The following is a 26,707-nucleotide window of genomic DNA, read 5'->3' on the forward strand; positions in this document are numbered from 1 at the left end:
AGGCCCTCCAGCTGCCACCGCGACAGAGATCTGCCACGGACCTCTCAATTGCCTGCTAGTTGCGTATCACGCACCAGAATGCTTAACGAGGAACAGAATCGACCCTGACGTCTGCCCCGTCAAGGCTTGCCGCGTTTCCCTTATTGGCCGAAACCCGCACGGCCGTACCACCCGAGACGTGAAGAGATCTCGGTGGCGGCGGCGACGACCTGGGCGGTGACCGCCGAGAGCCGCTCGGCGGGCAGCCGGAAGGTGGGCCCCGAGGCGCTGAGCGAGGCGACGACCGTGCCGTCCGCGCCGAAGACCGGGGCGGCGACGGCGGTCAGGCCCAGCTCCAGCTCGTCGACGGCCGTCGCGAAGCCGCGCTCGCGCACGGTGTCGAGCTCCTCGCGCAGGCGGCCGGCGTCGGTGACGGTGCGCTCGGTGAACCGCGCGAGCGGCACGGCCGTGACCTCCGCGAACCGGCCCTCGGGGGCGTGGGCGAGCAGCACCTTGCCGTTGGAGGTGGCGTGCAGGGCGATGCGGCGGCCCGTCCAGTTGTGCGCCTGCAGCGCCGAGGTGCCGGTCATCTGGTCGAGGTAGAGCGCCTGGTCGCGGTCGAGGATGGCGATGTTGACGGTCTCGCCGACCTGCGCCGCGAGCCGGGTGCCGACGGGACGTCCCTCCTGCACGACGTCGAGCCGCGCGGTGGTCGCGCCCGCGAGCCGCAGGACGCCGACGCCGAGGCGGTAGCGCCCGCGCTCGTCGTTCTGGTGGACCAGGTCGTGGTTCTCCAGGGTGGCGAGAAGCCGGAAGGCCGTGGAGCGGTGCACGCCCAGCTCGGCGGCGAGCTCGCTGACCCCGAGCTCGCCGTGGCGGGCCAGCAGTTTCAGAACCGACAGCGCGCGGTCGACCGACTGCACGCCGGCGCTGTCGCGTTCCGCGTCGTTGCCCATGGCACAACCCTATTCAGAAGGCGCACCGGCCCGGCCGGGGTGGCGGTAGAACTCGACGTGCTCGGGCGGCAGAGGGGTGTTGCCGAGGATCAGGTCGGCGGACTTCTCGGCCACCATCATCACGGGGGCGTAGATGTTGCCGTTGGTGACGTACGGCATGACCGAGGCGTCGACCACGCGCAGCCCTTCCAGGCCGTGCACCCGCATGCTCAGCGGGTCCACCACGGCGTCCTCCCCCACGCCCATGCGCGCCGTGCACGAGGGGTGCAGGGCGGTCTCGCCGTCGCGCGCCACCCAGTCGAGGATCTCCTGGTCGGTCTGGACGGAGGGCCCCGGCGACAGCTCGCCCGCGTTGAAGTCGTCCATGGCGTGCTGGTTGAGGATGTCGCGCGCCACGCGGACCGCCTCCACCCACTCCCGCCGGTCCTGGTCGGTCGACAGGTAGTTGAAGCGCAGCGCCGGATGCACCCTGGGATCGGTGCTGCGGATCTTCACCGAGCCCCGCGCGTCGGAGTACATGGGGCCGATGTGCACCTGGTAGCCGTGCCCGCCCGCCGGAGCCGAGCCGTCGTACCGCACGGCGACGGGCAGGAAGTGGAACATCAGGTTCGGGTAGGCGACGTCCTCGTTGCTCCGGGTGAAGCCGCCCGCCTCGAAGTGGTTGGTGGCGCCGGGGCCCTTGCGCAGGAACAGCCACCGCGCCCCGACCCACGGGCGGTTGCGCCACTTCATCGCGGGCTGCATCGACACCGGCCGCCTGCATCCGTACTGGACGTAGACCTCCAGGTGGTCCTGGAGGTTACGCCCGACGCCCGGCAGGTCGTGGACGGGCTCCACGCCGACGGCCTTCAGCTCGGCGGCGTCGCCCACCCCGGAGAGCTGGAGGAGCTGCGGCGAGTTGATCGCCCCGCCGCACAGGATGACCTCGCCTGCCCGTGCGGTGCGCCCGTCGTACTCGACGCCGACGGCGCGCTTCCCCTCGAAGAGGATCTTCGTGACGAAGGCCCTGGTCTTGATCTCCAGGTTGGGGCGCCGCTTGACCGGGTGCAGGTACGCGCGGGCGGCGGACAGGCGGCGGCCCCGGCGGATGTTCCGGTCGAAGGCCGCGAAGCCCTCCTGGCGGAAGCCGTTGACGTCGTCGGTGAGGGGGTAGCCCGCCTGCCGCACGGCCTCGAAGAAGGCGTCGAACAGCGGGCCGGACGCGGGGCCGCGTTCGAGCACGAGCGGCCCGTCATGCCCGCGGAAGGCGGTGCCAGGGTCGGCCGTGGCGTTCTCCATGCGCTTGAAGTACGGCAGGCAGTGCGCGTAGTCCCAGGTCTCCATGCCCGGGTCGGCGCCCCAGCGCTCGTAGTCGAGCGGGTTGCCCCGCTGGAAGATCATGCCGTTGATGCTGCTCGACCCGCCCAGCACCTTGCCGCGCGCGTGGTAGATGCGGCGGCCGTTCATGTGCGGCTCGGGCTCCGACTCGTACTTCCAGTCGTAGAACCGGCTGCCGATGGGGAACATCAGCGCGGCGGGCATGTGGATGAAGACGTCCCAGGGGTAGTCCGAGCGGCCGGCCTCCAGGACCAGCACCCGGACGGAAGGATCGGCGGACAGGCGGTTCGCCAGAGCGCTTCCGGCCGATCCACCACCGACGATGACGAAGTCGTACATTCCTGCCTCGTCTCGCTCGCGGGTAGCTTGCGCTTCTTTCGTAGCGATTGACGCACAACGTTGCATTCTGCGCAACCATCTAGATCCGGTCGCGTAAATGGACGTCACCATGCCGTCCCGCCTACAGTCCCCAGCTATGGGCAACGATTCCTCGGCCGGCGTGCAGTCGGTCGACCGGGCCATCAGCGTGCTGGAGATCCTCTCCCAGCGCGGCGAGGCCGGTGTCAGCGAGATCGCGGCGGAGATCGGCGTCCACAAGTCGACGGCCTTCCGGCTCCTCGGCGCCCTGGAGGCCAGGAGCCTGGTCGAGCAGGCCGAGGACCGCGGGAAGTACCGCCTCAGCTTCGGCGTCATCCGCCTCGCCGGCGGCGTGGCCGCCCGCCTCGACCTCACCCAGCAGGGCCGCCCGGTCTGCCGGCGCCTGGCCGAGGAGATCGGCGAGACCGTCAACCTCGCCGTCGTGCGCGCCCACTACGCCGTCAACCTCGACCAGGTGCGCGGCCCGTCGGCGGTCACGGCGTACAACTGGGTCGGGCAGCTCACCCCGCTCCACGCCACCTCCAGCGGCAAGGTCCTGCTGGCTCACCTGGACGAGCGGCACCGCGACCAGCTCCTGTCCGCCGCGGGACTTCAGCGCTTCACCCCCGCGACGGTCACCTCGGCCGCCGAGCTGAGGCCGCAGCTCGACGAGGCCAGGGCGCGGGGGTACGCCGTGACCCTCGAGGAGTACGAGATCGGGCTGAACGCCATGGCCGCCGCCGTCCGGTCCTATGACGGCGAGGTGGTGGCGGCCGTCAGCGCCTCCGGGCCCGCCTACCGCTTCAGCGAGAAGCGCATGCACGAGCTGGCCCCCGTCCTGATCGAGGGCGCCGCCGACATCAGCCACCGCCTGGGGTTCTCCGGCTGAGCGCCGGGGCGTCAGCGGCCGAGACCGAGCCGGTCGGCGACCCACTCGTGGAAGCCCGCGATGTGGTGCTCGCTCGGCACGAGCACGCCGCCGTTCGCGTACGCGCGGGAGCTCATCGCCGGCTGGCAGCGCTCGCACGCGTCGAAGTCCTGCACGTTGACCTTGTGGAAGAGCTCGACGGACGGGCCGAGGTCCTTCCCGCCGTCCACGACCTCGGGGAGGAACAGCCAGTCGCACTCCACGATCGTGCGGTCGGCCGCGAGCGGGAACATGCGGTGCACGATCGCGTGGTCTGGCACGAGGTTGACGAAGACCTGCGGCTTGATGGTGATCGCGTAGTAGCGGCGGTCCTGGTCGTCGCGCACACCCGGGATGCGGTCGACCCCCGGCGAGCCGTCGACCGTGAACCCCTCGATGCCCGAGCCGAAGGCGGCGCCGTGGCCGACGAAGTACTGCGCCGCGTACCCGTCGGCGAACTCCGGCAGCACCTCGGTCAGCTCGGGGTGGATCGTCGCGCAGTGGTAGCACTCCATGAAGTTCTCGACGATCAGCTTCCAGTTCGCCTTGACGTCGTAGACGATCCTGCGGCCGACCTTGAGGTTCTCGATGCCGTAGTTCTCGATCGAGGCCAGGTCGCCGAGCCGGGTCACGACCGCCCCGAGCACGTCCTCCTCGAACGAGGGGGGCTCGTCGGCCAGGCACACCCAGACGTACCCGATCCACTCGCGCACGTGCACGTTGACCAGGCCGTACTTCACCCGGTCGATGTCGGGCATCTTGGTGAGGTTCGGCGCCGCGATGAGCTTGCCTTCGAGGTCGTACGTCCACGCGTGGTACGCGCACTGGAAGGCCCGCCTGACCTCGCCGGACTCCTCCGTGCAGATGCGGGCGCCCCGGTGCCTGCAGACGTTGAGGAACGCGCGGATCGAGCCGTCCTTGGCACGGCTGACGATGACGTTCTCGCGGCCGACCTGGACGGTGCGGAACGCGCCGGGCTTGCCGAGGTCGTCCGACCTGGCCACGCAGAACCACATCGACTCGAAGATGTGCTGCTGTTCGAGGGCGAAGACGTTCTCGTCGGTGTAGAGGCCGCCGGCGAGGGTGGCGAGCAGGCTGGACGTGCTCACGAGTCACTCCTCTGTCGCCCCGCCGTCACGCCCGGCGGGAGGTCGGGGGGCGCCTCCGACGGCACCACGTAGATCATCCCGTCCTCGACCACGACCCGGTGGGTGCGCACGGCGAGCTTGGCGGGCGGGCTGTCCACCTGGCCGGTCCGCAGGTCGAAACGGCTGGAGTGGAGCGGGCACTCGATCTCACAGCCTTCCAGCCACCCGTCGGAGAGCGAGGCGTCCTGGTGCGTGCAGGTGTCGTCGACGGCGTAGATCTCGCCGTCGTCGGTGTGGAACACGGCCACGGGCGGATCGATGTCGAGCCGGTGGGCCTCGCCCCGCGGCAGAGCCGCCAAGGGACACGCTGGGATCACGCGAATAACCCCTCAGTTGTGAATTGCGGAACAGAACTCACTATGCGCAACAGATTGCGTCCCAGGTGAGCCGCCTGTCAATACATCGGGAGGCGCGGGCACCTTGGAGATGCCCTTGCTCCGGAGCCAGCTTCCTGTTACCCGATCCGCCTCCGGCGCACGCCGGGATTTCTTCCCGGCACGGGGCCGCCATCCGGAAAGATGTCCGCCATGCGGCTTGAATGGCACCTTTGGGGATATGTCGTCTTAGCCACACTTTTGTGGTTGCCTGTCGCGGTGCTCGCGGCCCATCTGCTGGCCCGCCGGCGCGCCCGGCGGGGCCGTCCGCATCCCGCTCGCACGGCCTACGCGGACGTCCTCATCGTCGCCGGCACCCTTCCCTGGCTGTGGATGATCCTCACGCCCGGCACGGCCTCCGGGGTCAGCCTCGTGCCGCTGCGCGATCTCGCCGACCTGGCGAAGGGGCCGTTCGGAGCCGCGTTCGCGCAGGTGGGAGGCAATCTGCTGGTCTTCGCCGCACTCGGCGCGCTCCTGCCGATGCGCTCACCACGCTTTGCCCGCCTGTGGCGCGTGGCCCTCCTCGCCGGGCTTCTGTCGGTCACGGTCGAGGCGCTGCAGTACGGCCTGCGGCTCGGCCGCGTGTCGTCGGTGGACGACGTCCTCCTCAACGCGCTGGGAGCCGTACTGGCGGGCCTCGTGACGCGGCCGTGGCACGCGAAGCCGATCACGGTTGGGACCGGTCCACAGTAACGGCCCCCTAAAGGGCCCGAAGATCACCACACAGGCACGATTCGCTCAAAAGAAGCACGGGACCAACCTGCGTATCTGTGCGATCGTGGACAAGGCGGGGCAAGTTCTCTGGAGACGCGGACCGCTTTGGTGACTGAGGGTGATAAAGCGTGATGGAATCCCCGGTACCTCACGAACCCCCGATCTATCGCCGGATCGCCGATCGCCTGCGCCAGGCGATCGTGACCGGCGAGTTCCGTGATGGGGACCGGCTGCCGGGCGAGAACGCCCTCATGTCCGAGTACGGCATAGCCCGGGCCACGGCGAGACAGGCGCTCGCCGTCCTCATCAACGAAGGCGTGGCCGTGCCGAGGCGCGGCTCCGGGGTCTACGTACGGCAGTTCCGGCCGATCAGGCGGCACGGGTCCCGGCGCCTCTCGCGCGAGCAGTGGGGCGCGGGCAGGGCCATCTGGGACTCCGACACGACCGGCCGCCCGTACACGGTCGACGACCTCACCATCGCCAGGGAGGCGGCGGCCGACGACGCGGCGCGGGTGCTCGGCTGCGACGAGGTGTGGGTGCGGCGGCGCCGCTACTCCGTGGACGGACGGGCGGTGCAGCTCGCGGCATCCCACTTTCCGGCCGAACTCGTCGCGGGGTCGCCGATCGTCGCACAGGACACCGGCCCGGGCGGCGTCTACGCCCGGCTGCGCGACCTCGGGCACGCGCCCGCGCACTTCACCGAGGAGGTGCGCGCGAGGATGCCCACGCCCGAGGAGGCCGCCAAGCTGGGCCTGCCCGCAGGGACCCCGGTGATCGAGGTGTGCAGGTCGGCGTACGCCGCCGGCGGCATGGCGGTCGAGCTCAACAAGATGATCATGGACGCGGCGTCCTATGTACTTCAGTACGACTTCGACGCGTGAGTCAAGCCCCGGCGTCAAGCGTTAGGTTGACCTGTCCACCCCGAACATTGATTTCTCTAGAGATGTCCCGCAACGTGAAGGGGAACGGTACAAACCTGGCCCTCGCCGCGGGAAGGGTGGACGGGATGTCGTTTGACCGGCACCTCGCCGAAATCGCCCGGGAGTTCCCCGACTGGACGATCTGGAGAAGCGACGCCGGACGGTGGTGGGCCACCCGGCACCACCCGCTCACCGAAGAGGAACGTGACGCGGGGTGTGCCATGACGATCGACGCCGATGATCCGGAGGGCCTGCGCGAGAGGCTGCTGGAGCAGCAGGAGTGCATGTCCTCAATCGATCGCGAGACCTGATCGCGGGCGACGCCCGCGACGGGAAGCGCGGAAACCTCCGACCCGATCGGGGGCGGAGGTTTCCGCCTGGCGTCATGGCCCCGGGCGCGAGATCTGACGTGGCCCGGGCGCAAGGTGCCGCCGGCTAGTGCCGGGGTGCGGGAAGCCCGTCACCGCCGGACTGGTGCACCTGGCTCATGTGGACGTCGTTCTCCTCGAAGAAACCGCGGACGCGCCCCTGGGCGGGGCCGTCGTGGTCGTTGGCGTGGTGCGGTTCGTCGATGCCCCGCCCGCCAACCTCGACCGTCTCGTGCGGATCGCGCAGGTCGTGGGCGTCACGCAGGACGTGCACGCGCCCGTCGTCCTCCTCGTCGTCGGCCTTGTGGACGTCGTTGGCCGCGTGCACGTCGTTGGCCACGTGCACGTCGTTGGCCACGTGCACGTCGTTGGCGGAGTGGACGTCGTTCGCGGAGTGGACGTCGTTCGCCGCGCGGGCGCCGTCCTCGTCGTCGTAGGAGTGGCGGACATCGGCGGCGTAACCGTCGTCGACGGCGTGGTCGCCCTGCGCGTCGGGCACGTGCGGCACGTCGGCCGGGCCGAACGCCGCGCCGCCGCGGCCGAGACGGTCGCCGTCCTCGCCCGCGTCGTCGAGCACGACCCGTACGGAATCGAGCTCCTCGGCCGCGGGCCCGTCCTCGTGGCGCAGGTCGTCGACGGAGCCGACCTCGGGCCTGGGCGGCAGCACGGCGGACTCGTCGATCAGCGCGCCCGCGGTGCCCTCACGGTGCAGCAGGTCGGTCAGCACGGAGCCCATCTCGCCGAGCCTGCGCATGACCTCGGTGTGGGTGTCGGTGAGGAACGTCACCCGGCGGCCGGTGTGCTCGTCCAGCGAGTCGGCGCGCTGGCGCGCCGCGGCCAGGGTGTCGGCGGCCTCGGCCCGCGCGGCCTTCAGCGTGGCCTCGGCGTCGGCCTTGGCGGACGCGAGCGTCGCCTCCGCCTGGTTGTTCGCCTCGGACACCAGGCGCTCGGCCTCGTGACGCGCGGCGGTGAGCGAACGGTCGGCCTCGGCGCGGGCGGTGCGCAGGGTCTCCTCGGACTCGGCACGCGCTGAGCCGAGCGTCTCCTCGGCGTCGGAACCCGCCTGGGCCAGCAGGCGCTCGGCGGCGGTCGTGGCCTCGTCCACGCGGCGCTCGGCCTCGGTCTGGGCGGCGGTCAGAATGCGCTCGGACTCGGCCGCGGCGTCCTCACGCATCTTGGTGGCGTCGGATTCGGCGTCCTCGCGCTTGGAGATCGCCTCCTCCTCCGCGAGCTTCAGAATCTGGCTCAGCCGCTGGCCGAGCTCGTCATAGTCCTGAGGGGCCTCGGCCAGGCGGCGGCGGGCCTCTCCGAGCTCGATGCGGCCCTGCTCGGCCTGATCGATGGCCCGCGCCAGCCGTTCTTCGAGATCACGGATCTGGTTGCGCGTTCTGACCATGTGATCGTGGACCTGCCGGCGGCTGTATCCACGCATCACCACCTCGAAGCCGAGGTCCTCGTGCATCATGTCGGGAAAGCTGTCGTGCTGGTTCGTCATGGCTGAGCCCTGGGGGTCTTGAATCGAGTGGGGGTCCTGCTTTGGTAACGACACGTCAGGACACGACTTTCCTGCCATCTGTCCAAGTCCGCAACCCGAACGCCTGACCTCTTCCGGTCGAATGAGTGCCTACTAGTCGCAACGCCGAGAAACCGGCTGAGGGCCCCGTGAGATCATCGATCTCATGAGCGAGCCGACCTTCCCGGGCCCCGCGGAGCCTCAGGCCTCGCCGTACATCGCGGCGCTCGACACCGGTGTGCCGTCCATCCATCCCGAAGCCTACGTGGCGCCCACCGCCGTCGTGGTGGGCCGGGTACGGCTCGCGCGGGCCGCGAACGTCTGGTACGGCGCGGTGCTGCGCGGCGAGGACGAGGCGATCGAGGTGGGCGAGGAGTGCAACATCCAGGACCTGTGCTGCCTGCACGCCGACCCCGGGCTGCCCGCCGTGCTGGAAGGCAGGGTGAGCCTCGGCCACCGCGCCGTGGTCCACGGCGCGCATGTCGAGAGCGGCGCGCTGGTGGGCATCGGAGCCGTCGTGCTGAACGGCGCCAGGATCGGCGCGGGCTCGCTGGTCGCGGCCGGATGCGTGGTGACCCCCGGCAAGAGGATCCCGGCGGGGGTGCTGGTGGCGGGGGTTCCCGGCACGGTCGTCCGTGAGCTCACCGACCGCGACCGCGCCACGTTCGCCCGTACGCCGGACACCTACGTGGCGAAGGCCGCGCGCCACCGCGCCGCCCGGCCGCTGCCGGCCGGCCCGGGTACGGCCGGGTGACCCGCCGTACCGGATTCGTGGCCCCGGGGCCTCAGGTATCGGAGTGTGACGCCGCCACGGTCCTGTGACGTGAAGTACCGGAGGTGTGGCGCGAGGGAACACCCCGGAGTCCGTGATGTGCCACCAGTAGCATTGCCGCCGTGCAGTGGGACCCTTTCGACGCGATCGAGCGGGATGTCCGCGTCATGATCGCGGACCCGCGCTGGGCCGACGTCCCCGCACACACCCAGGCGCAGGCGATGGCGGCCCGCCTGCTGCTCACCCCCGACGGCGGCTGCTGGCTGTTCGGCCGCCACGCCCGCTGGTACCGCCACGACCCGGCCGACGGGCAGTGGCACCTGTCCGCGCCTCCGGCCGACCCGCGCGCCCGCGCGTCCGCGCGTCCCCCGCACCCGGCGCCGCTCATCCCCGAGCACCTGCTGCCCACGGCCGCCGACCTGGCCTTCGACCGGGGGTCCACCCAGGCGTTCGTCGGCCCCGACGTCCCCCACGAGGTCACCCACCGCCTGCGGGCGCTGCTCGACGCCAACCGGGGGATGAGGCAGGACGCCTCCTTCGTCTACGGGCCGCTCCGCGCGATGTTCTACGCGGACGTCCCCGCGACCGTGGCGACGATGTGGAGCACCGTCATGTGGTGCGCCTACGCCCCGGCGTTCGACGGCAACGAGGTGCTGCTGTCCATGTTCGGGGAGTTCCTCGCGCGACCACTGCCGGGGGACGACTGGGTGCGGTGGCTGCCCCCGATGCCGCTTTCCGCACTGGTGGCGCTCTACGCCGAGCGGCTGGCCGCCGGAGCCCAGGACGCCGCGCTGCGCCTCGCGGGGGTGGCGGCCGACACGGCCCGCGTCCTGCTCGCCGACCCAAGGTTCGGCCCCCGCGCCGCCGCCCTGATCGCGATGGTGGAGCCGCTGCGGGCCCAGCCCTGGCTGGACCACCCGTCCTGGGACGTGACGGCCATCCGGGAGGCCTGGCTCGCGCGCTGCCCGCCCCACCTTGCGGGCGCGATCCTCGCCGAGACCTCGCCGGGCGAGCATTTCCGGCACACGCTGTACGACATGGTGCGGGCGCTGTCGTTCGTGACCGCCCACGGCGCCGATCCCCGCGCCGTGGGCGCGTCGCTGCTGGCCGCCGACGTCAAGCACGTGGCGCCCGAGGTGGCGGCCCAGCTGTACCCGTGGCTCGACTCCGAGCTGCGCCAGACGTACTACGTGACGCTCTCCGAGCCCCGCCACCCTCTGCGTGGCTGCTGGCCCCGGGCGGGCGAGCCTCCCGCGGCCCTCCGTCCGCCCGGCAGGGGAGCGGCGGCTGCCCTGCTGGGCGCGGGATACGCGACGGGGCTCGCCTGGTGCCGGCTGACGGGTACGGCGCCTCCGCCGCGCGGCTTCCCCACGTCCGCGGCGACGGTGAGCTGCCTGATCCACGAGCGCGACGATCCGGCGCCTGGAGTACCAGGAACCTCATCGGAATGGATTCGCCACACGTGACCTGGGTGCCATGATCTAAACGCTTTATCGGGTTATTTCATACTTACTTCGCGTATATCATTCCCCGTCCAGCCATCTGAGGATTTGGCTGAATTGTGATCTCGGAACCGGGAAATGGTTCCACGGGGACACGGGCTGCCCTGACGAATGGTCCCGATGGGCCATGTCGTCGAAAGCCACCCGGTCGTAACCTCGAGGTGGGTGTGGGCTGCGGAAGGAAGGACGACGCGGTGGGGCACGACTACCTGGACTCACGGGTCCATGACCGTGTCGCGTTGGACGAGATCGCGCTCTACGCGGAGGTGCTCAGCGCCGTCGCTGTCAGCGAGCGAGAGCTGACCTTGGATGAGCTCGACAACGCGCTTGGATTGCGGACTCCGGTGAGTCGCTGAAGATGCTCGCGGAACTGGTCCCGGACTCCTCAAGGGTTCGGGACGGTTTTGCGAAAGGATCCGTGACCACTCTGCCGGACTAGTCCGGCCGGGCCGGGAAACCCCCGAAAACCGTTACGAGCGCACTAGCCTCGCGATGGCCGCAGAGGCCTCCTTGACCTTCTCCTCGGCCTCGGGGCCACCCGCGTTGATGGCATCCGTCACGCAGTGGCCGATATGGTCCTCCAGGAGCCCCAGCGCCACGGCCTGCAAGGCGCGCGTGGCGGCCGACACCTGGGTGAGGATGTCGATGCAGTAGGAATCCTCCTCGACCATGCGCTGGAGCCCGCGGATCTGACCCTCGATCCGCCGGAGCCTGGTGAGATATGCCTGCTTGTCGCCGCTGTACCCATGCATGAGGTCCAGAATACCTCTTCGGGGTATCCCCCTCGGGACACCGTACGTCAGGGCCTGAGGCTCGCCACCAGCGCCTCCCACCGGGTGGCGACGGCAGGGGCGGCATGCCCCGCGGCGGACTCCAGCGCCCCGGCGGCCAGCACCATGCGGCGGCGCTCGTCGTCGATCAGGGCCAGCAGCGCCGAGGCGTACGCCTCGATCTCCCCCTCGCCCTGCGGCACCAGCACGCTGTCGCGACCGGGCGTCACGAACTCCCCGGGCCCGCGCGCTCCCTCGAACCCGACCACGGGGACGCCGCATCCCAGCGCCTCGATCACCGTCATGCCGGGCGTCTCGGCGTGCGAGGTGACGGCCACTATCGACGCCTTGGCGAACTCCCCCTGCAGGTCGGGGGTGGTGCCCATGAAGTACACGTTGTTGTGGAGGTCGAGCCGGCCGACCAGCGCGCGGAGCCGCTTCTCCTCGGGTCCACCGCCGTACAGGCGGAGCCGCCAGTCGGGCCGCTTGTCGGTCACGATCGCGAAGGCCTCGATGAGCCGGTCGAACGCCTTGCCCGGCAACCACCGGCCGCCCGCCGAGACGACGCGGTTGTCCATGCGCGAGCGCGGCCAGGGCCCGAGGGGAAGCGCGTCGGGGATGACGTGGAGCGGCGGCCCGTCCGTGCCATCGAGGATCCGGGCGATCTCCTCCTTGGCCGTCTCGGTGGAGGTGATGACCGCGTCCAGCTTGGGATAGAACCTGCGGACCGGCCCGGGGACGGCCGGGCGGCTCCACTCGCGCGCGACGCGCACGGTCTCTCGTGGAACGTGGCGGGCGGCCTGCACGCTGAGACCCGGCCTCGTGGTCACCAGCACGTCGCAGCGCAGGCCGCGCAGAGTGCGCCAGAGCGCGACCTCGGTGCGCATCTGCCCCCGGGGCAGCAGGTGGCGCACTCCCGGCCGGGCGTCGATGAGCCACCGCAGCGAGATGCGCGGGTCGACGGGGAAGAACGGGGTCTCGCGGACCCTCCTGACGCTGACGATCTCCACCTCGTGCCGGGACGCCAGCTCGGTGGCGAGGTTGAGCACGGCCCGGGTGTCGCCGCGCATGCCGTACGCGGAGGGGATCAGAAAGCAGATCTTCATCCGCCCACCTCGAGACGGAGCTCGTCGTCCACGGTGTAGCAGGGGCGGACCGGCACGCCGTCCACCTTGGTGTCGGGGTAGTGAACGCGGCGCCGCTTGCCGTCGACGTCGTCGAGGCACCCTCCCAGAGGCAGCGGCACCTCGATGCCGTCCACCTCCAGCGACGGCTCCCACAGCCCCTCGTACTCGGGTGTGGCGGCGATGACGTCGCAGAGGGACAGCGCGGCGTGGAACCGCACCCCCTTCACGGTCGCCGCGGACGTGACCGCCGTCTCCGGCCCGGCCGTGCGGCGCAGGGCGAGGCGGGCGGTGTGGTGCGCGTCGTCGTCGTCGAACCCGGTGTACGCCAGCAGCCCGGTGACCTCGAAACGTCCCTCGCGGAACCACACCGCGCGGACGTCGGCCACCGGCTCCGCGTGGGCGATCTTGACGGCGAGGAACCCGTTGAGCGTGCGGTAGGCACGGTAGGCGAGGGTGCGCCGGCTCAGCGCGTAGGCGTCCAGCCGGTCGAGGGAGAAGCCCGGGTCGACGGACTGGATGCGCGTGCGGGTGCGCTCCTCGGCGGGCGGCTCGTGCTGCAGGTAGGCGTCCCAGCGGCCGGGGCTCAGCCCGAGGGGCGCCAGCGACACCGCGACGGAGGCCTCGCGCACCTCCGCCCCCGAGGTGCCGAGCACCACCTTGGTCTCGACGCCGGTGCCCCGCTGCCGCAGGATCAGCTGCGTGCCCTCGGCCAGGGGCTCCTCGATCGCAAGCCGCAGCGAGAGGACGTCGGCCATCGTGACCTCGGCATCGGTTACGACAACGCGCACCGCGCCCCCTCCCCGTCGATTGAGCCGCGCGACGTTGAGGTTACCGTGATTTCTCCGTTATGTGGAGAAAGGTTTTCGGTCCCTGTCTTTCGCCCCTCAGGCGGGGCCTTCCCAGGGGAGGCGTTCCCCCGGCCGGACAAGGGGACAGGCGTGCCGGGCGATCTTCGTACGGTCGCCGGCACGCCTGTCTCTCCGGGCTGTCAGGCCTTCACCGGCTGGCCCTTGACCGAGGTGATGAGGAGCTGGGCGACGTCCACGACCTCCAGTGATTCCTTGGCCTGGCCGCTGTTCTTCTTCTCGTTGATCGCGTCTCCGAGCATGACCAGGCAGAAGGGGCAGGCGGTGGAGACGGTGTCGGGATCGGTGGTCAGCGCCTCGTCCACGCGTTCGGTGTTGATGCGCTTGCCGATGCGCTCTTCCATCCACATGCGCGCGCCGCCCGCGCCGCAGCAGAAGCCGCGGTCCTTGCAGCGGTGCATCTCCTGGGTCTGGACCCCGGGGACCTTGGCCATGATGTCGCGCGGCTGGGCGTACACCTTGTTGTGGCGGCCCAGGAAGCACGGGTCGTGGTAGGTGATCTTCTCCTCGATCGGGGTGATCGGGGTGAGGCGGTCGTCCTCGACGAGCTTGGCCAGCAACTGGGTGTGGTGCACCACCTCGAACATGCCGCCGAGCTGGGGATACTCGTTGGCCAGGGTGTTGAAGCAGTGCGGGCAGGTGGCCACGATCTTCTTGACCCCGGCCTCGTTCAGCGTCTCGATGTTCTGCTGGGCGAGCATGTTGAACAGGAACTCCATGCCCAGGCGGCGCGCCGGGTCGCCGGTGCACGCCTCCATCGGGCCCAGCACCCCGAACTTCACCCCGGCGATGTGCAGCAGCTCGGCCACGGCCTTGGTGGTCTTCTTGGCCCGGTCCTCCAGGGCGCCGGCGCAGCCGACCCAGAACAGGTATTCCAGGTCGTCGGGGACCTTCTCGTCGATGAGCAGGACCTCGATCGGGTCGACCTCGCGGGAGGCGAGCTCCTCGATCCACTCGGCCCGCTTCGTCTCCGGCACCCCCCACGGGTTGCCCTTGTTCTCGAGGTTCTTGAGCATGACGCCCGCCTCGGAGGGGAAGTTCGACTCGATCATGACCTGGTAGCGGCGCATGTCGATGATGTGGTCGATGTGCTCGATGTCGACCGGGCACTGCTCGACGCACGCGCCGCAGTTGGTGCAGGACCACAGCACGTCGGGGTGGATCACGCCGTCCTCGCCGACCAGCGGCTTGCCCGCCAGCGCCAGCACGTCCTCGGGGAGGTTCGCCCGCTCTTCCTCGCTGGCCATCAGGTACGGGGCGATCGCGAAGGCGTGGTCGCGCTGGTCCAGGATCAGCATCTTGGGCGACAGCGGCTTGTCGGTGTTCCACGCCGGGCACTGCGACTGGCACCGCCCGCACTCGGTGCAGGTGTAGAAGTCCAGGAACCCCTTCCAGGTGGTGTCCTCGATCTTGCCCCGGCCGAACACGTCGGTGTCGGGGTCGGCCTCCTCGAAGTCCAGCACCTTGCCGCCGCTGCGCATCTCCGGCACCGCGCCCAGGCCATCAGGGCGGCGGGAGAACATGACGTTCAGCGGCGCGGTGAAGATGTGCAGGTGCTTGGAGTTCACCACGATCACCAGGAACACCAGCATCACGCCGATGTGCAGGAGCAGGCCGACCTTCTCCAGCACCTCGTTGGCGCTGTGACCGAGCGGGCCAAGCAGCGCGGCGGCGGCCTCGGACCCGAAGGCCCCGGCGCGGTAGGGGAAGTTGCCCGTGTTGATCGCCGCGCCCCGGAACAGGAACAGCGACCAGATCACGTTGAAGATCATGAACAGGATCAGCCACGCCCCGCCGAGGTGCGAGCCCGCGAACCTGGACTCGCGGCCGAGCTTCTTGGGCGAGTTGGCGAGGCGGATGGCCGCGAAGGCCGCCAGGCCCAGAACGCACGCCACCGCGATGAAGTCTTGGAGGAACCCCAGCACGGGCCAGGTGCCGACCAGCGGGATGTGGAAGTTGGGCTTGCCGGTGACCGCGCCCTGGACCAGCGCCCCGTACGCCTCCAGGTAGACCGTCGCCAGGATCACAAAAGCCCAGAACACCAGGAAGTGCGCGATACCCGACGGGGTCCACTTCAGCAGCTTCCTCTGAGCGAACACCTCGACAAGCTGCGCCTTGACCTCGGCGCCGATGTTCGCCCTGGCGTATTGCACCCGTTCGGGAGCGGGCTGGCCGCTTGTGGCGAGGCTGTGAAGCCAGCGCACGCGGCGACCCGCGAGCGTGACCGCCACTGCGGTCATCACGAGTCCGATGATCGCTACAAGGAGCACGGGTCCTCCAAACTATGGCGTTGGCTGCCCAGCGTAGATACACCGGTCATCCACGGGGACGGCGGGACCACTCCGAATAGTACCCGCCAGTAACTTAAAGACGGACGCGGGTGGTCCTGATTGGTCGGACCGATACTAGAACAATGATCTGGGAAAAAGGTCGCCCCGGAACCGGTCAGTCGTCGCCGAGATAGCGCTGGATCGTGGGGGCCAGGATCTCGACCAGCTCGTCGATCTCGACGGACGCCAGCGGCTCCAGGCGCAGCACGTACCGCATGAGAACGACGCCGAACATCTGCGCGAAGGCTACCTGCATGCGGACAGGAGGGATGCCGAGCCCCTCGACCACGCGGTTCAGCACGGCCATGGTGAGGAACTCGCGGATCATCGCGACGATCTGCTCGTTCGTCATCGCGCTGCGCACAAGGGCGATGATCGGCTCGCGCGCCTGCGGGTCGGCCGTCATCGTCAGCAGGAACCGCACCAGGCGCTCGCCGATCTCGTCGCGGGGCCCCTGGATGATGCGGGGGATCATCTCGGCGGGGTTGATCGGCAGTTCCAGCGCCGCGACGAAAATGCCCTCCTTGCTGTCGAAGTAGTGGTGGACCAGAGCGGGGTCGACCCCCGCCTCACGGGCGATGCCCCGGATGGTGGCCTTGTCGAAGCCCTTCTCGGAGAAGATCTTGCGGGCCGCGGTGACGATCTCGCCACGCGTGTCCGCCGACCCGGGCCGCCGACCCGGACGCCGCCTCTCGGCCGTCACCCCTCCACCTTCCACGCCGTTGTCACCCGCGCTCACGCGCCCGCCTCCCGCGCCGCACCCGCTTCGCGAGCCATGCTCAAGCGCCCCCCTTCGCTTCGTGAGCCGTGCTCACCCGTCCGCCCTGGGGGCGACCGCGAGGTAGACCCGCATCGGCACCCTGAGCCCGCCGCCGGGGAAGACCTCGGCCAGCCCGGCCCGCAGGCGCGCGACGAGCCGGTCGACGGCGTCGCCCTCCATGGCGGCGACGTAGGAATGGGACCGCAGGTCGAGCAGGAAGTCGTCGACGCCCACCTCTCGGGTCCAGTGCACCCACGCCTCCCGGACGCCCAGCCCCGCCTCGGCCATCACCGCCGCGATCGGAGGCATGTGCCACTCGGGCAGCGCCGGGCCCCAGTAGCCGGGGCAGCTCTCGGCCAGCCGCATCTCGTGGGCCACCAGCCAGCCGGCGGAGCTCGCACCCAGGTCGAGGGTGTTCCACCAGGCCGCGACCGCGCCGCCAGGGCGCACCACCCGTAGTGCCTCCTGGATCGACTCCTCGGGACGCAGCCAGTGCCACGCCTGCGCGTAGCAGACCAGGTCGGCGGAGCCGGAGCGGAGCGGCAGCGCGTTGCCGTCGCCCACGACCGCGCGGGGCGAGTGAGTGCGGGCCACCAGGCGGGCCAGCATGCGCTCGCCGGGGTCGACGGCGACGACCCGCGCGCCCCGGTCGAGCAGGCCGCGTGTCGAGATGCCCGTGCCCGCGCCCACGTCGGCCACTGTCGCGCCGGCCAGCGGGACGGAGGAGAGGTCGGCGAGCGCGTCGTACAGATCTCCGGGATACCCCGGACGGGCCGCGTCATAGGCCTCGGCGACGCGGTTGAACACCTCGTGGCTCATGTCGTCGATCTGATCATGTCGTCGAGGATGCGGCGAAGTGCAAGCGGGCGAAGGCCAGGCCCTCGGCCAGGTCGTCGATGCGCTCGGTGCGCCCGGTGGCCTTGCGCGTGTTGATCTCCAGCACGATCAGTCCGCCGTACCCCGCGGTGGCCAGGCGCTCGAGGATGCGCGCGCAGGGCTGGCTCCCCCTGCCCGGCACCAGGTGCTCGTCCTTGTTGGTGGTGCCGATGCCGTCGGCCAGGTGCAGGTGCGCGAGCCGGTCGCCGAGCTTCTCCGCCATTTCGAGGGCGTCGGAGCCCGAGACGGCCGTGTGCGACAGGTCGAGCGTGACCTGCGGGAAATCCTGGTCGACGGGGTCCCATCCGGGCGCGTACGGCACGACCTCGGCGCCGCGGGCGCGCAGCGGGAACATGTTCTCCACCGCGAAGGTCACGTCGGTCTCGTCGCGCATGCGGGCGAGCCCGGTCTCGAAGTCACGGGCGTAGTCGCGCTGCCAGCGGAAGGGCGGGTGGACCACGACGGTGCGCGCGCCGAGCCGCTCTGCGGCCTTCTGCGCCTTGACGAGCTTGGCCCAGGGGTCGCGACCCCACACCCGCTGGGTGACGAGCAGGCAGGGGGCGTGCACGGCGAGCACCGGCAGCTGGTAGTGGTCGGAGAGCCGCTCGAGCACGTCGATGTCCTGGCTCACCGGATCGGCGCCGACCATGACCTCTACGCCGTCGTAGCCGAGGCGCGCGGCCAGCTCGAAGGCGTCCGGAGTGCGCTCCGGATACACCGACGCGGTGGACAATGCGATCTTGGCGTTCGGGACTCGGATGACGTCGGTCACATCTGCCAGCCTAAGCCGGGGCAAGGCCGGGTGGCGCTCCGCAACCCGGATGCAATGAAGATCACAACTGACGGGCCCGCGTTCCGGCTGGTCTAGCGTGTTCTCATGGCGCGGATCGTGGACGGGGCCATCCCCAGTCCGAACATCTGGAACTCCCCTCGCACTTACGAGCTGGAGAACCGTGCCGTCGACCCCGAGGGCGTCGTGGACGCGGCGATGTCCGCCATCCGGCCCTGGGCCGGAGGCGTCGTGCTCGACATCGGCTGCGGCACCGGCTTCCACCTGCCCCGCTTCGCCGCCACGGCGAGCAAGGTCGTCGGCGTCGAGCCGCACTCGGGCCTGGCCACGCTGGCCGCTGAGCGCTGCCGCGGGCTTCCCGGCGTCTCGGTCCGCACGGCCGCCGCGCAGGCGCTGCCGGTGCCGGACGCCTCCGTGGACGTCGCGGTGGCCCGGTGGGCGTACTTCTTCGGCCCCGGGTGCGAGCCCGGCCTTCGCGAGCTGTCCAGGGTCGTACGCCGGGGCGGCGCCGCCTTCGTCGTCGACCTGGACGCGACCAGGGGCGCGTTCGGCGACTGGTTCAGCCGTACGGTGCCCTCCTACTCCGCGGCGGCCGTGGAGGCGTTCTGGTCGCGCCAGGGATGGGAGCGCCAGGAGCTCGACCTGCGGATGGCCTTCTCCTCCAGAGCCGACCTGGAGGCCGTGCTGCGCATCGAGTTCGCTCCCGCCGTGGCCGAGGAGGCGATCGAGCGGACCGCCGGCCTAGATCTCGCCTATCCCAATGTGCTGCGCTGGCGCCGGTTCTGACCCTCCCGGATCTCCGGGACGCATCGGCTTGACCTTGACGTTGACGTCAACGATTAGCGTGAGCGCGTACCAGGGGAGGGCCGATGCGGATCGGAGAGCTGGCCAGGCGAGCGGGGGTGAGCACCCGGGCGCTGCGCTACTACGAGCAGCAGGGGCTGCTCCCGGCCCGGAGGTCGGGCAACGGCTACCGGGAGTACGACGAGTCCGACCTGAAGCTCGTCACCGAGATCCGCTCACTGCTCACGGTGGGGTTCACCCTCGACGACGCCCGTCCCTTCGTGGAGTGCCTGCGAGCGGGCAACCACGCGGGAAGCGCCTGCCCTGAGTCCGTCGAGGTCTACCGGCGCAAGCTCGCCCAGATCGACGAGCAGATCCGCACCCTGCTCGGCCGCAGGGCCGAGGTCGCCGCACAGCTTTCCGAGGCGTGCCCCGGATGCGCGCTCAAACCAGGAGGAACGACATGATCACCCTCACCGACCAGAACTTCGACGAGCAGGTCCTCGCGAGCGGCAAGCCCGTCCTGGTGGACTTCTGGACCGAATGGTGCCCCCCGTGCCGCATGATCGCGCCGATCCTGGAGGAGATCGCGACCGAGTACGGCGAGCGCCTGACCGTGGCCAAGCTGAACGCCGACGACTTCCCGGAGATCGCCGCCCGTTACGGCGTGATGGGCTTCCCCACGCTGAACCTCTACCGGGACGGCGAGGTGGTCCGCCAGGTCATCGGTGCCAAGCCCAAGCGCCTGCTGCTCGCCGAGCTGGACGGCCATTTCTGATCGGCCCGGAGGCCCGTGAGAGCGAGTTTGTCGGCCCGGCCCGATAGCGTGCCCCGCATGACCAAGACGCAGAAGCTCGGTTATCGCTGTGCCGAGTGCGGGTGGCGGGCCGCCAAGTGGGTGGGCCGCTGCGGCGAGTGCCAGGCCTGGGGCACGGTCGACGAAGAGGGCGCGCGCGCCGGGGTCCACGTCGTCCAGGGCGGCGCGGTGTCCGCCCCCGCGCTGCCGATCAGCCAGGTCAAGGCCGAGTTCGCCCGGGCGCGCACCACCGGCATCGGCGAGCTCGACCGGGTGCTCGGCGGCGGCCTCGTGCCCGGCGCGGTCGTCCTGCTGGCCGGGGAGCCCGGCATCGGCAAGTCCACGCTCCTGCTGGAGGCCGCCGCCAGCACCGCGCGCCACGACACCGTGCTCTACGTCACGGGCGAGGAGTCCGCCGCACAGGTCCGCATGCGGGCCGACCGCATCGGCGCCATCCAGGACCAGCTCTACCTGGCGGCGGAGACCGACCTCGCCGCGCTGGTCAGCCACGTCGAGAAGGTCCAGCCCCGGCTCCTCATCGTCGACTCCGTGCAGACCATCGGCTCCTCCGCGGCCTCAGGGGTCCCCGGCGGGGTCACGCAGGTGCGCGAGGTCACGGGCAACCTCGTCCGCCTGGCCAAGGAGCGCGGCATGTCCACCGTGCTGGTGGGCCACGTCACCAAGGACGGCTCGATCGCCGGCCCGCGCGTCCTTGAGCACCTGGTCGACGTGGTGCTCCACTTCGAGGGCGACCGCCACTCCCGGCTGCGCATGGTCAGGTCCATCAAGAACCGCTTCGGTCCCACCGAGGAGGTCGGCTGCTTCGACCTCAACGAGCGCGGCATCCAAGGGCTGCCCGACCCGAGCGGGCTGTTCGTCTCGCGGCGCTCCGAGCCCGTGCCCGGCACGTGCGTCACCGTCACGGTCGAGGGCACCCGCCCGCTCCCCGCCGAGGTCCAGGCCCTCGTGGGGCCCACCGAGGCCCAGCAGCCGCGCCGGTCCTCCTCCGGGCTCGACCCCTTCCGCGTCACGATGATCCTCGCGGTCCTGGAGCGCCGGTTGAACGCCCGGCTGAGCGGCTGCGACGTCTTCACCGCGACCGTGGGCGGCATCCGGCTCAACGACCCCGCCGTCGACCTCGCGGTGATGCTCGCCGTGGCCAGCGCGGCGGGCGACCGGCCCCTGCCGCCCGGCCTGATCGTGCTCGGCGAGGTGGGCCTGGCCGGCGAGCTGCGCCCGGTCAGGGACATCAGGCGCCGGGTGGCCGAGGCCGCCCGCCTGGGCTTCACCCACGCCCTGGTGCCCGCCGGGTCGCTCGACCAGGAGCCCTCGGCGCTCCCGGGAGCCGACGGGCGCGACGCCCGCCGTCCGGTCCCCGTGAGCAGTCCCCCGATCCGCACGACGAACTTTTCCCACGGTTTCGACGTCACAGAGGCAGAGAACGTCTGGGACGCGCTCACGCACGTCACCTGAGCACCGTCCGGGTCCGGTCACCGCTTCGCCGGTAAACTGGGCGACGTCAGCGACCAGCGGGGGCCATGTGGCACACACCAACAAGGGGATCGACGAGCGTCGAAGATCCACCCTTGCCACGCTCGCTCCAGGCACCGAGCTGCGTGACGGCCTGGAGCGCATTCTGCGCGGGCACACCGGTGCCCTCATCGTGCTCGGCTATGACGAGACGGTCGAGATCGTGTGCACCGGCGGGTTCACGCTCGACGTGGAGTTCTCCGCGACCCGCCTGCGCGAGCTGGCCAAGATGGACGGCGCCATCGTGCTCAACCGCGCCGGCAACAAGATCGTACGGGCGGCGGTCCACCTGGTCCCCGACTCCTCCATCCCCACCAACGAGTCCGGCACCCGGCACCGCACCGCCCAGCGGGTGGCGCGGCAGACCGGCTTCCCCGTGATCTCCATCAGCAAGTCCATGCGCATCATCGCCCTCTACCTCGACGGCATCCGCTATGTGATGGAGGAGTCCGCCGCGATCCTGTCCAAGGCCAACCAGGCCCTCGCGACCCTTGAGCGCTACAAGATGCGCCTCGACGAGGTCTCCGGCACCCTGTCGGCCCTGGAGATCGAGGACCTGGTCACCGCCCGCGACGTCGCGGCGGTGGTGCAGCGCCTCGAGATGGTCCGCCGCATCGCCGGCGAGATCGAGGGGTACGTCGTGGAGCTCGGCACCGACGGCCGCCTGCTCTCCCTGCAGCTGGCCGAGCTGGTCGCGGGCGTCGAGGAGGACCGTGACCTGATCATGCGCGACTACCTCCCGGCCGGGGCCGGACGCCGCCCGCTCAGGGTCTTCGAGTCGCTGGCCGAGCTCGACCGGCTGTCCCCCGGCGACCTGCTCGACCTCACGGCCGTCGCGCGCGTGCTCGGCCACGCGGGCTCCGAGGCCCTCGACGGGCCGGTGAGCCCCCGGGGGTTCCGCCTGCTGGCCAAGGTGCCACGGCTCCCCGGCAGCGTCGTCGACCGCCTCGTCGACCATTTCGGCGGCCTGCAGAAGCTCCTGGCGGCCAGCACCGACGATCTCCAGTCGGTGGGCGGCGTGGGCGAGTCCCGGGCGCGCAGCGTGCGCGAGGGCCTGTCACGCCTGGCCGAGGCCTCCATCCTGGAGCGCTACGTCTGAGCGCGCCCGCGGGCGTCAGCGCAGGTGGAAGATCACTTTCGAGCTCTTCAGCGACTCCAGCCGGGCCGTCGCGACATAGGTGCCGTCGTGGGCCTTCGGACGGGCGGAGCGGCAGTCGGGCGCCGAACGGTGGCGGTCCCAGTCGACCATCCTCACGTGGGGCACCCCGCGCCGCAGGCGCCGCATGTCGCTGCCGTCGCCGCTCACGCAGTCGGCCGTCGACCAGACGCGGTCGGACCCCGAGGTGATGCGCACCTCGACCGCGCGCGGCCCGACGTCGACCGTGCAGTCGAGGCGGCCGATGTTGACGACGGTCAGCAGAAACCGCGGCGTGCCCTTGCCCGAGTAGATCTCGGACTCGCCGCGCAGGCTGAGGACGAGATCGGGCTTCTGGCACGGGTCGCCGGGGCGGCGGGTGCGGCTCGGGACGGGCGAGGGCGTCAGGACCACCGGGGGCCGCGCGGAGGACACCGCCTTGGCCGTCGCGGTGGAGGTCTGCGTGGAGGACGGCGAGGGCACGGCCGCCGCGCTCACCCCCGAGCCGGGGTCCTTCGAGCCGGCGACCGCGGGCCGCGCCGGCGAGCCCGACCCGAGGCCGCCGGACGCGCTCGTGCAGGCCCATGCCACCACGGCCACCACGACGAGGGCACCGGTGAGCACCGACACCCTGCGGCGCCAGTAGACGTCCGGCCCCTCTACGCCGACGTCGCCACGGAACGTGTCCGGATCCATACTCACAGTATGGAGAGTTGTGGCTCGTCAAGGGTGTCGACCCGCCGCATCGCGGAGAACGTGCTGGTTGGGGAGGCCCGACAGACCAGGGCAGAAACGACGACATCGCCGCGTAACCCGAGCGCCCGTAATAGGCCGTCGACCCTTGCGAGTGCTCCGGCTCGCTTACCATCGACCGTATGACACGTGTGCTGGTCGTGGAGGACGATCCGGCCATCGGCTCTGAGCTGCTGGAGGCGCTCGGCAGCAACGGCTACCAGGTGACCCTCGCGACCACCGGCGGCCAGGCCCTCGAGCGGGTGCGCGACGGCGCCCCCGACCTCGTCCTGCTCGATCTCGGGCTGCCCGACATCGACGGCGTGGCCGTCTGCCGGCGCCTCCGCAGCGCCCTGCCGTTCACCGTGATCGTCGTGCTGACCGCCCGCACCCAGGAGTTCGAGGTCGTCGTCGCGCTCGACGCGGGCGCCGACGACTACCTCACCAAGCCCTTCAGGCTGACCGAGCTGCTCGCCAGGCTGCGCGCGCACCTGCGCCGCCAGACGGCGCCGCCGGGCGAGCGCACGCTGTCCGTGGGGCTCCTCACCCTCGATCTCCCCGCCCGCAGAGCGTACGTCTCCGGCGAGGCGCTGGCCCTGCGGCCCAAGGAGTTCGACCTGCTCGCGGCGCTCGCCTCGCGCGCGGGCGAGGTCGTGACGCGCGAGCAGCTGATGGACGACGTGTGGGACGCCAACTGGTTCGGGCCCACCAAGACCCTCGACGTGCACGTCTTCGCCCTGCGCCGCAAGCTGACCGAGCACGGCGAGGATCCCCAGCGCATCACGACCCTGCGCGGGCGCGGCTACCGCTACGAGATCGACGTCTGACCGCCGGGCGCCCCGTGACGCCCGGGTCAGGTGGCGGGCAGGAGCAGGCTGAACACCGGCGGCGAGGGCCTGCGAAGGACCAGCCGGCCGCCCTCCGCCTCGGCGAGCGACCGCGCCAGCGCCAGGCCGATGCCGTGCCCCTCCTGCTTGCCTGAGCGGCGCGCGAACACGTCGGCCCCCTCGGGGATCCCCGCCCCCTGGTCGGCCACCTCGATCGCGACCCCGTCACCGAGGTCGGCCACGTCGACGGTGATCTCGCCCTTCCCGTGCGCGACGGCGTTGTCCAGCAGCACCTGCAGGATCTGCCGGAGCGCCGCCGGAGACGCGGCGACGGTGGGCAGTTCGTCGGGCAGGTTCAGTCCCAGGTAACGCCCCTGCGCGGCCAGCCCTCCGTACCAGGTCTCCCGCACCTCCTCAAGGAGCGCCCGCACGTCCAGGCACCGGTCCTGCCCGCCGTTCTCGCGCGTGAGCCGTACGAGGTCCTCGACGACGGTGCGCAACTGCTCGCCCCGGGCGAGGGCCGTGCGGATCGCGTCCTCGCGCTGGGCCTCCGGGCGTGCCAGGGCGGACTCCAGGCCGAGGAGCATGCCGGTGAGGCGCGTACGGAGCTGGTGGGAGACGTCGGCGCTGAAGGCGCGCTCGCGTTCGAGCACCTCGCCGAGCCGCTGGGCGGTCGACTCGAGGGCCAGGCCCGCGACGTCGGCCTCCCGCACGTCCGAACGCGGGGCACGGATGGAGAAGTCACCCGCCCCGAGGGCCTGGGCCGCCCGCGTCAGGTGCTCCAGGGGCGCGGCGAGCCGCCTGGACGCGCGCAGTGCGAACACGACCGCCAGGCTGATGACGATCACGGCGAGGCCGGCCATGAGCAGCCACGTCTCGTGCACCCGATCTGAGACCTCGTCGTACGGCGTGGCCACCCGCACCACGCCCTTGCGCACCTCGTCGGAGGGGATCGGGGCGGAGACCGCCATGAAGCCGTTCTCGACGGCCTCGTGCACGTGGCCGTCCTGGGAGTGGAGGGCGAGATCCGATCGCCTCGGCCCGTCGCCGAACAGCAGTGCGCCGTCGGTGGTGTAGACGCCGACGCGGAGCCCGGTGGGCAGCCCCTTGGGCAGCGAGACCGATGCCGTGCCGCTCCTCACCACCTCGTCGGGGATCGCGGCGGCGATCCACGCGGCGTCGCGCCCGAGGGCCGCCGCCGTCTCGTCGTGGTAGAGCCGCTCGACGGACAGCGCGAGCGGTACCGCGAACAGCGCCACGGCCGGCGCGGCGATGCCGACGATCGCCACGAGGACCCTGCGCCGCAGCGGCGTGCTGTGCGGCTCCCGCGTGGCGCTCCCTCCGGAACCACTCTTCATCCGGACAGGGTGCCAGAAGCCGGGTAAGCGTTCCGCTAACACCCCCTTGATCAGGCACTTCTCCCTGGAACGGCGGGAAGGTAAGGAGCGCGATAACCAGGCCTTGACCCCCATCACACGGACGCCTGTCTACGGTGGCCGACATGGCTTTCCAGACCGCGATGCGGCCTCCGCTCACCGCCCCTCGCTGCCTATGAGCACCGGGGGGCGGGTGAGGCGAACGGGCGTGGGCCAGGGTGCGCAGGATCTAGGCTCGACGTCGTGGGAACCGGACTGCACGCCCCCATCCTCGACTGGTACGCCGAGAAAGCCAGGGACCTTCCCTGGCGACGGCCCGGCGCGAGCCCGTGGGCGATCCTCGTCAGCGAGATCATGCTCCAGCAGACGCCCGTCGCCCGCGTCCTGCCGATCTGGGCCGAGTGGATGGAGCGCTGGCCCACCCCCGCCGCGCTGGCCGCCGAGCCCCCCGGTGAGGCCGTGCGCCACTGGGGCCGCCTCGGATACCCCCGCCGCGCCCTCAACCTGCACGCGTGCGCCCGAGCCGTCACCACAGAGCACGACGGGCAGGTGCCGTCCTCCTACGACGAGCTGCGCGGGCTGCCCGGCATCGGCGACTACACGGCCGCGGCGGTGGCGAGCTTCGCGTTCGGCCGCAGCCACGCCGTGCTGGACACCAACGTCCGGCGGGTGCTGGCCCGCGCCGTGCGCGGCGAGGAGTATCCCCCGAAGGCCACCACGACGGCCGAGCGCAGGCTGGCCGAGTCGTTGCTGCCCGCCCTGGACGCCCCGCGCTGGGCGGTCGCCGTCATGGAGCTCGGGGCACTGGTCTGCACGGCCCGCGCGCCCCGCTGCGCCGACTGCCCCGTGTCCGGGCTCTGCGCCTGGCGCCTGGCGGGCCGTCCGGCCTACGACGGCCCCGAGCGGCGCGGCCAGACGTACGCCGGCACTGACCGGCAGTGCCGGGGACGGCTGCTGGCGGTCCTCAGGGAGGCCCACGGCGCGGTGCCCAAGGCCGCGCTCGACGTCGTCTGGGCCGATGCGGTGCAGCGGGAGCGGGCGCTGGACGGCCTCGTCGCGGACGGTCTGGCCGAAGCGCTGGCCGAGGGCACCTACCGGCTGCCCGTCTGAGCTATTACGGCTATTACGGCGCCTGAACCGTTACGGCGCCTAAGTTGTTACGGACTCTGGGCTGTTATGGCG

The 26,707-nt window shown here is 71.1% G+C and carries 28 protein-coding genes; 14 read left to right on the plus strand and 14 right to left on the minus strand.

Annotation, left to right across the window (positions count from 1 at the left end):
- Positions 1-140 precede the first annotated feature (140 nt).
- Both ACOZ38_RS43815 and betA read right to left on the minus strand, forming a co-directional pair.
- Entirely contained in the window at positions 141-935 is a 795-nt protein-coding gene (locus tag ACOZ38_RS43815; protein WP_424536718.1) for an IclR family transcriptional regulator, read from the minus strand.
- A gap of 9 nt (positions 936-944) precedes the next feature.
- The gene (gene betA, locus ACOZ38_RS43820) at positions 945-2,591 is read right to left on the minus strand and encodes a choline dehydrogenase (protein WP_424536719.1); all 1,647 of its coding nucleotides are present in this window, start codon (positions 2,589-2,591) and stop codon (positions 945-947) included.
- Positions 2,592-2,727: 136 nt separating this feature from the next.
- On the opposite strand from betA, the gene ACOZ38_RS43825 reads away from it, so the two are divergent.
- Positions 2,728-3,498, plus strand: coding sequence for an IclR family transcriptional regulator (locus ACOZ38_RS43825; RefSeq protein ID WP_424536720.1), 771 nt, complete (start codon positions 2,728-2,730; stop codon positions 3,496-3,498).
- A gap of 11 nt (positions 3,499-3,509) precedes the next feature.
- Here ACOZ38_RS43825 and ACOZ38_RS43830 read toward each other — a convergent pair whose 3' ends face one another.
- Both ACOZ38_RS43830 and ACOZ38_RS43835 read right to left on the minus strand, forming a co-directional pair.
- Positions 3,510-4,625: an aromatic ring-hydroxylating oxygenase subunit alpha gene (locus tag ACOZ38_RS43830; RefSeq protein ID WP_424536721.1), complete on the minus strand. Its 1,116-nt coding sequence runs from the start codon at positions 4,623-4,625 to the stop codon at positions 3,510-3,512.
- Entirely contained in the window at positions 4,622-4,981 is a 360-nt protein-coding gene (locus tag ACOZ38_RS43835) for a bifunctional 3-phenylpropionate/cinnamic acid dioxygenase ferredoxin subunit (protein ID WP_424536722.1), read from the minus strand. The genes ACOZ38_RS43830 and ACOZ38_RS43835 overlap by 4 nt, the downstream gene beginning before the upstream one ends.
- Positions 4,982-5,245: 264 nt before the next feature.
- Here ACOZ38_RS43835 and ACOZ38_RS43840 point away from each other — a divergent pair, with 264 nt between their 5' ends.
- The 3 genes from ACOZ38_RS43840 to ACOZ38_RS43850 all read left to right on the plus strand — a co-directional run bounded on the left by ACOZ38_RS43840 (position 5,246) and on the right by ACOZ38_RS43850 (position 6,983).
- A complete protein-coding gene (locus ACOZ38_RS43840; RefSeq protein WP_424536723.1) occupies positions 5,246-5,731 on the plus strand; it encodes a VanZ family protein in 486 nt (161 codons plus the stop codon).
- Positions 5,732-5,883: 152 nt separating this feature from the next.
- Complete coding sequence (locus ACOZ38_RS43845) at positions 5,884-6,633, plus strand: GntR family transcriptional regulator (protein ID WP_405142523.1); 750 nt, start codon at positions 5,884-5,886, stop codon at positions 6,631-6,633.
- 125 nt (positions 6,634-6,758) lie between these two features.
- The gene (locus tag ACOZ38_RS43850) at positions 6,759-6,983 is read left to right on the plus strand and encodes a hypothetical protein (RefSeq protein ID WP_405142524.1); all 225 of its coding nucleotides are present in this window, start codon (positions 6,759-6,761) and stop codon (positions 6,981-6,983) included.
- 124 nt (positions 6,984-7,107) lie between these two features.
- On the opposite strand, the gene ACOZ38_RS43855 is transcribed toward ACOZ38_RS43850, so the two are convergent.
- Positions 7,108-8,535, minus strand: coding sequence for a hypothetical protein (locus ACOZ38_RS43855; protein ID WP_424536724.1), 1,428 nt, complete (start codon positions 8,533-8,535; stop codon positions 7,108-7,110).
- 184 nt (positions 8,536-8,719) lie between these two features.
- Between ACOZ38_RS43855 and ACOZ38_RS43860 the strand changes: the two genes are divergently transcribed.
- From ACOZ38_RS43860 to ACOZ38_RS43870, 3 genes are all read left to right on the plus strand, one after another.
- A complete protein-coding gene (locus ACOZ38_RS43860; RefSeq protein ID WP_424536725.1) occupies positions 8,720-9,307 on the plus strand; it encodes a gamma carbonic anhydrase family protein in 588 nt (195 codons plus the stop codon).
- 140 nt (positions 9,308-9,447) lie between these two features.
- The gene (locus ACOZ38_RS43865; protein WP_424536726.1) at positions 9,448-10,791 is read left to right on the plus strand and encodes a hypothetical protein; all 1,344 of its coding nucleotides are present in this window, start codon (positions 9,448-9,450) and stop codon (positions 10,789-10,791) included.
- 203 nt (positions 10,792-10,994) lie between these two features.
- Positions 10,995-11,183 (plus strand): hypothetical protein, encoded by a 189-nt coding sequence (locus tag ACOZ38_RS43870; protein WP_358552896.1) that lies wholly within the window; start codon positions 10,995-10,997, stop codon positions 11,181-11,183.
- A 114-nt stretch (positions 11,184-11,297) separates the two neighbouring features.
- Here ACOZ38_RS43870 and ACOZ38_RS43875 read toward each other — a convergent pair whose 3' ends face one another.
- From ACOZ38_RS43875 to ACOZ38_RS43905, 7 genes are all read right to left on the minus strand, one after another.
- Positions 11,298-11,579, minus strand: a complete 282-nt coding sequence (locus ACOZ38_RS43875) for a metal-sensitive transcriptional regulator (protein WP_262844753.1) — start codon at positions 11,577-11,579, stop codon at positions 11,298-11,300.
- A gap of 47 nt (positions 11,580-11,626) precedes the next feature.
- Positions 11,627-12,703 (minus strand): glycosyltransferase, encoded by a 1,077-nt coding sequence (locus ACOZ38_RS43880; RefSeq protein ID WP_424536727.1) that lies wholly within the window; start codon positions 12,701-12,703, stop codon positions 11,627-11,629.
- Positions 12,700-13,512, minus strand: coding sequence for a hypothetical protein (locus ACOZ38_RS43885; RefSeq protein ID WP_424536728.1), 813 nt, complete (start codon positions 13,510-13,512; stop codon positions 12,700-12,702). Before ACOZ38_RS43885 ends, ACOZ38_RS43880 begins: the two co-directional genes overlap by 4 nt.
- Before the next feature lie 200 nt (positions 13,513-13,712).
- Positions 13,713-15,830, minus strand: a complete 2,118-nt coding sequence (locus tag ACOZ38_RS43890; protein WP_424537200.1) for a (Fe-S)-binding protein — start codon at positions 15,828-15,830, stop codon at positions 13,713-13,715.
- 205 nt (positions 15,831-16,035) lie between these two features.
- A complete protein-coding gene (locus ACOZ38_RS43895) occupies positions 16,036-16,623 on the minus strand; it encodes a TetR family transcriptional regulator (protein ID WP_424536729.1) in 588 nt (195 codons plus the stop codon).
- A gap of 108 nt (positions 16,624-16,731) precedes the next feature.
- Complete coding sequence (locus tag ACOZ38_RS43900; protein WP_424536730.1) at positions 16,732-17,499, minus strand: class I SAM-dependent methyltransferase; 768 nt, start codon at positions 17,497-17,499, stop codon at positions 16,732-16,734.
- Between the two features lie 13 nt (positions 17,500-17,512).
- A complete protein-coding gene (locus tag ACOZ38_RS43905; RefSeq protein ID WP_424536731.1) occupies positions 17,513-18,328 on the minus strand; it encodes a sugar phosphate isomerase/epimerase family protein in 816 nt (271 codons plus the stop codon).
- Positions 18,329-18,433: 105 nt separating this feature from the next.
- Between ACOZ38_RS43905 and ACOZ38_RS43910 the strand changes: the two genes are divergently transcribed.
- The 5 genes from ACOZ38_RS43910 to disA all read left to right on the plus strand — a co-directional run bounded on the left by ACOZ38_RS43910 (position 18,434) and on the right by disA (position 22,554).
- Entirely contained in the window at positions 18,434-19,132 is a 699-nt protein-coding gene (locus tag ACOZ38_RS43910; RefSeq protein WP_405142535.1) for a class I SAM-dependent methyltransferase, read from the plus strand.
- An 83-nt stretch (positions 19,133-19,215) separates the two neighbouring features.
- Positions 19,216-19,596, plus strand: coding sequence for a MerR family transcriptional regulator (locus ACOZ38_RS43915; protein ID WP_405142537.1), 381 nt, complete (start codon positions 19,216-19,218; stop codon positions 19,594-19,596).
- A complete protein-coding gene (trxA, locus tag ACOZ38_RS43920; protein WP_424536732.1) occupies positions 19,593-19,907 on the plus strand; it encodes a thioredoxin in 315 nt (104 codons plus the stop codon). The genes ACOZ38_RS43915 and trxA overlap by 4 nt, the downstream gene beginning before the upstream one ends.
- 57 nt (positions 19,908-19,964) lie before the next feature.
- On the plus strand, positions 19,965-21,398 hold the full coding sequence (gene radA, locus ACOZ38_RS43925; RefSeq protein ID WP_424536733.1) for a DNA repair protein RadA: 1,434 nt from the start codon (positions 19,965-19,967) through the stop codon (positions 21,396-21,398).
- A 67-nt stretch (positions 21,399-21,465) separates the two neighbouring features.
- Entirely contained in the window at positions 21,466-22,554 is a 1,089-nt protein-coding gene (gene disA, locus ACOZ38_RS43930) for a DNA integrity scanning diadenylate cyclase DisA (RefSeq protein ID WP_405142542.1), read from the plus strand.
- Between the two features lie 15 nt (positions 22,555-22,569).
- Here the strand turns inward: disA and ACOZ38_RS43935 are convergent, their stop codons facing one another.
- Positions 22,570-23,286, minus strand: coding sequence for a hypothetical protein (locus ACOZ38_RS43935; protein ID WP_424536734.1), 717 nt, complete (start codon positions 23,284-23,286; stop codon positions 22,570-22,572).
- Between the two features lie 179 nt (positions 23,287-23,465).
- Here ACOZ38_RS43935 and ACOZ38_RS43940 point away from each other — a divergent pair, with 179 nt between their 5' ends.
- A complete protein-coding gene (locus ACOZ38_RS43940; RefSeq protein WP_424536735.1) occupies positions 23,466-24,149 on the plus strand; it encodes a response regulator transcription factor in 684 nt (227 codons plus the stop codon).
- 26 nt (positions 24,150-24,175) lie between these two features.
- Here the strand turns inward: ACOZ38_RS43940 and ACOZ38_RS43945 are convergent, their stop codons facing one another.
- Positions 24,176-25,507 (minus strand): HAMP domain-containing sensor histidine kinase, encoded by a 1,332-nt coding sequence (locus tag ACOZ38_RS43945; RefSeq protein ID WP_424536736.1) that lies wholly within the window; start codon positions 25,505-25,507, stop codon positions 24,176-24,178.
- A gap of 261 nt (positions 25,508-25,768) precedes the next feature.
- Between ACOZ38_RS43945 and ACOZ38_RS43950 the strand changes: the two genes are divergently transcribed.
- Complete coding sequence (locus tag ACOZ38_RS43950; protein WP_424536737.1) at positions 25,769-26,635, plus strand: A/G-specific adenine glycosylase; 867 nt, start codon at positions 25,769-25,771, stop codon at positions 26,633-26,635.
- Positions 26,636-26,707 lie beyond the last annotated feature (72 nt).

Source organism: Sphaerisporangium viridialbum (genome assembly GCF_049674955.1).
Lineage (GTDB): Bacteria > Actinomycetota > Actinomycetes > Streptosporangiales > Streptosporangiaceae > Sphaerisporangium > Sphaerisporangium viridialbum.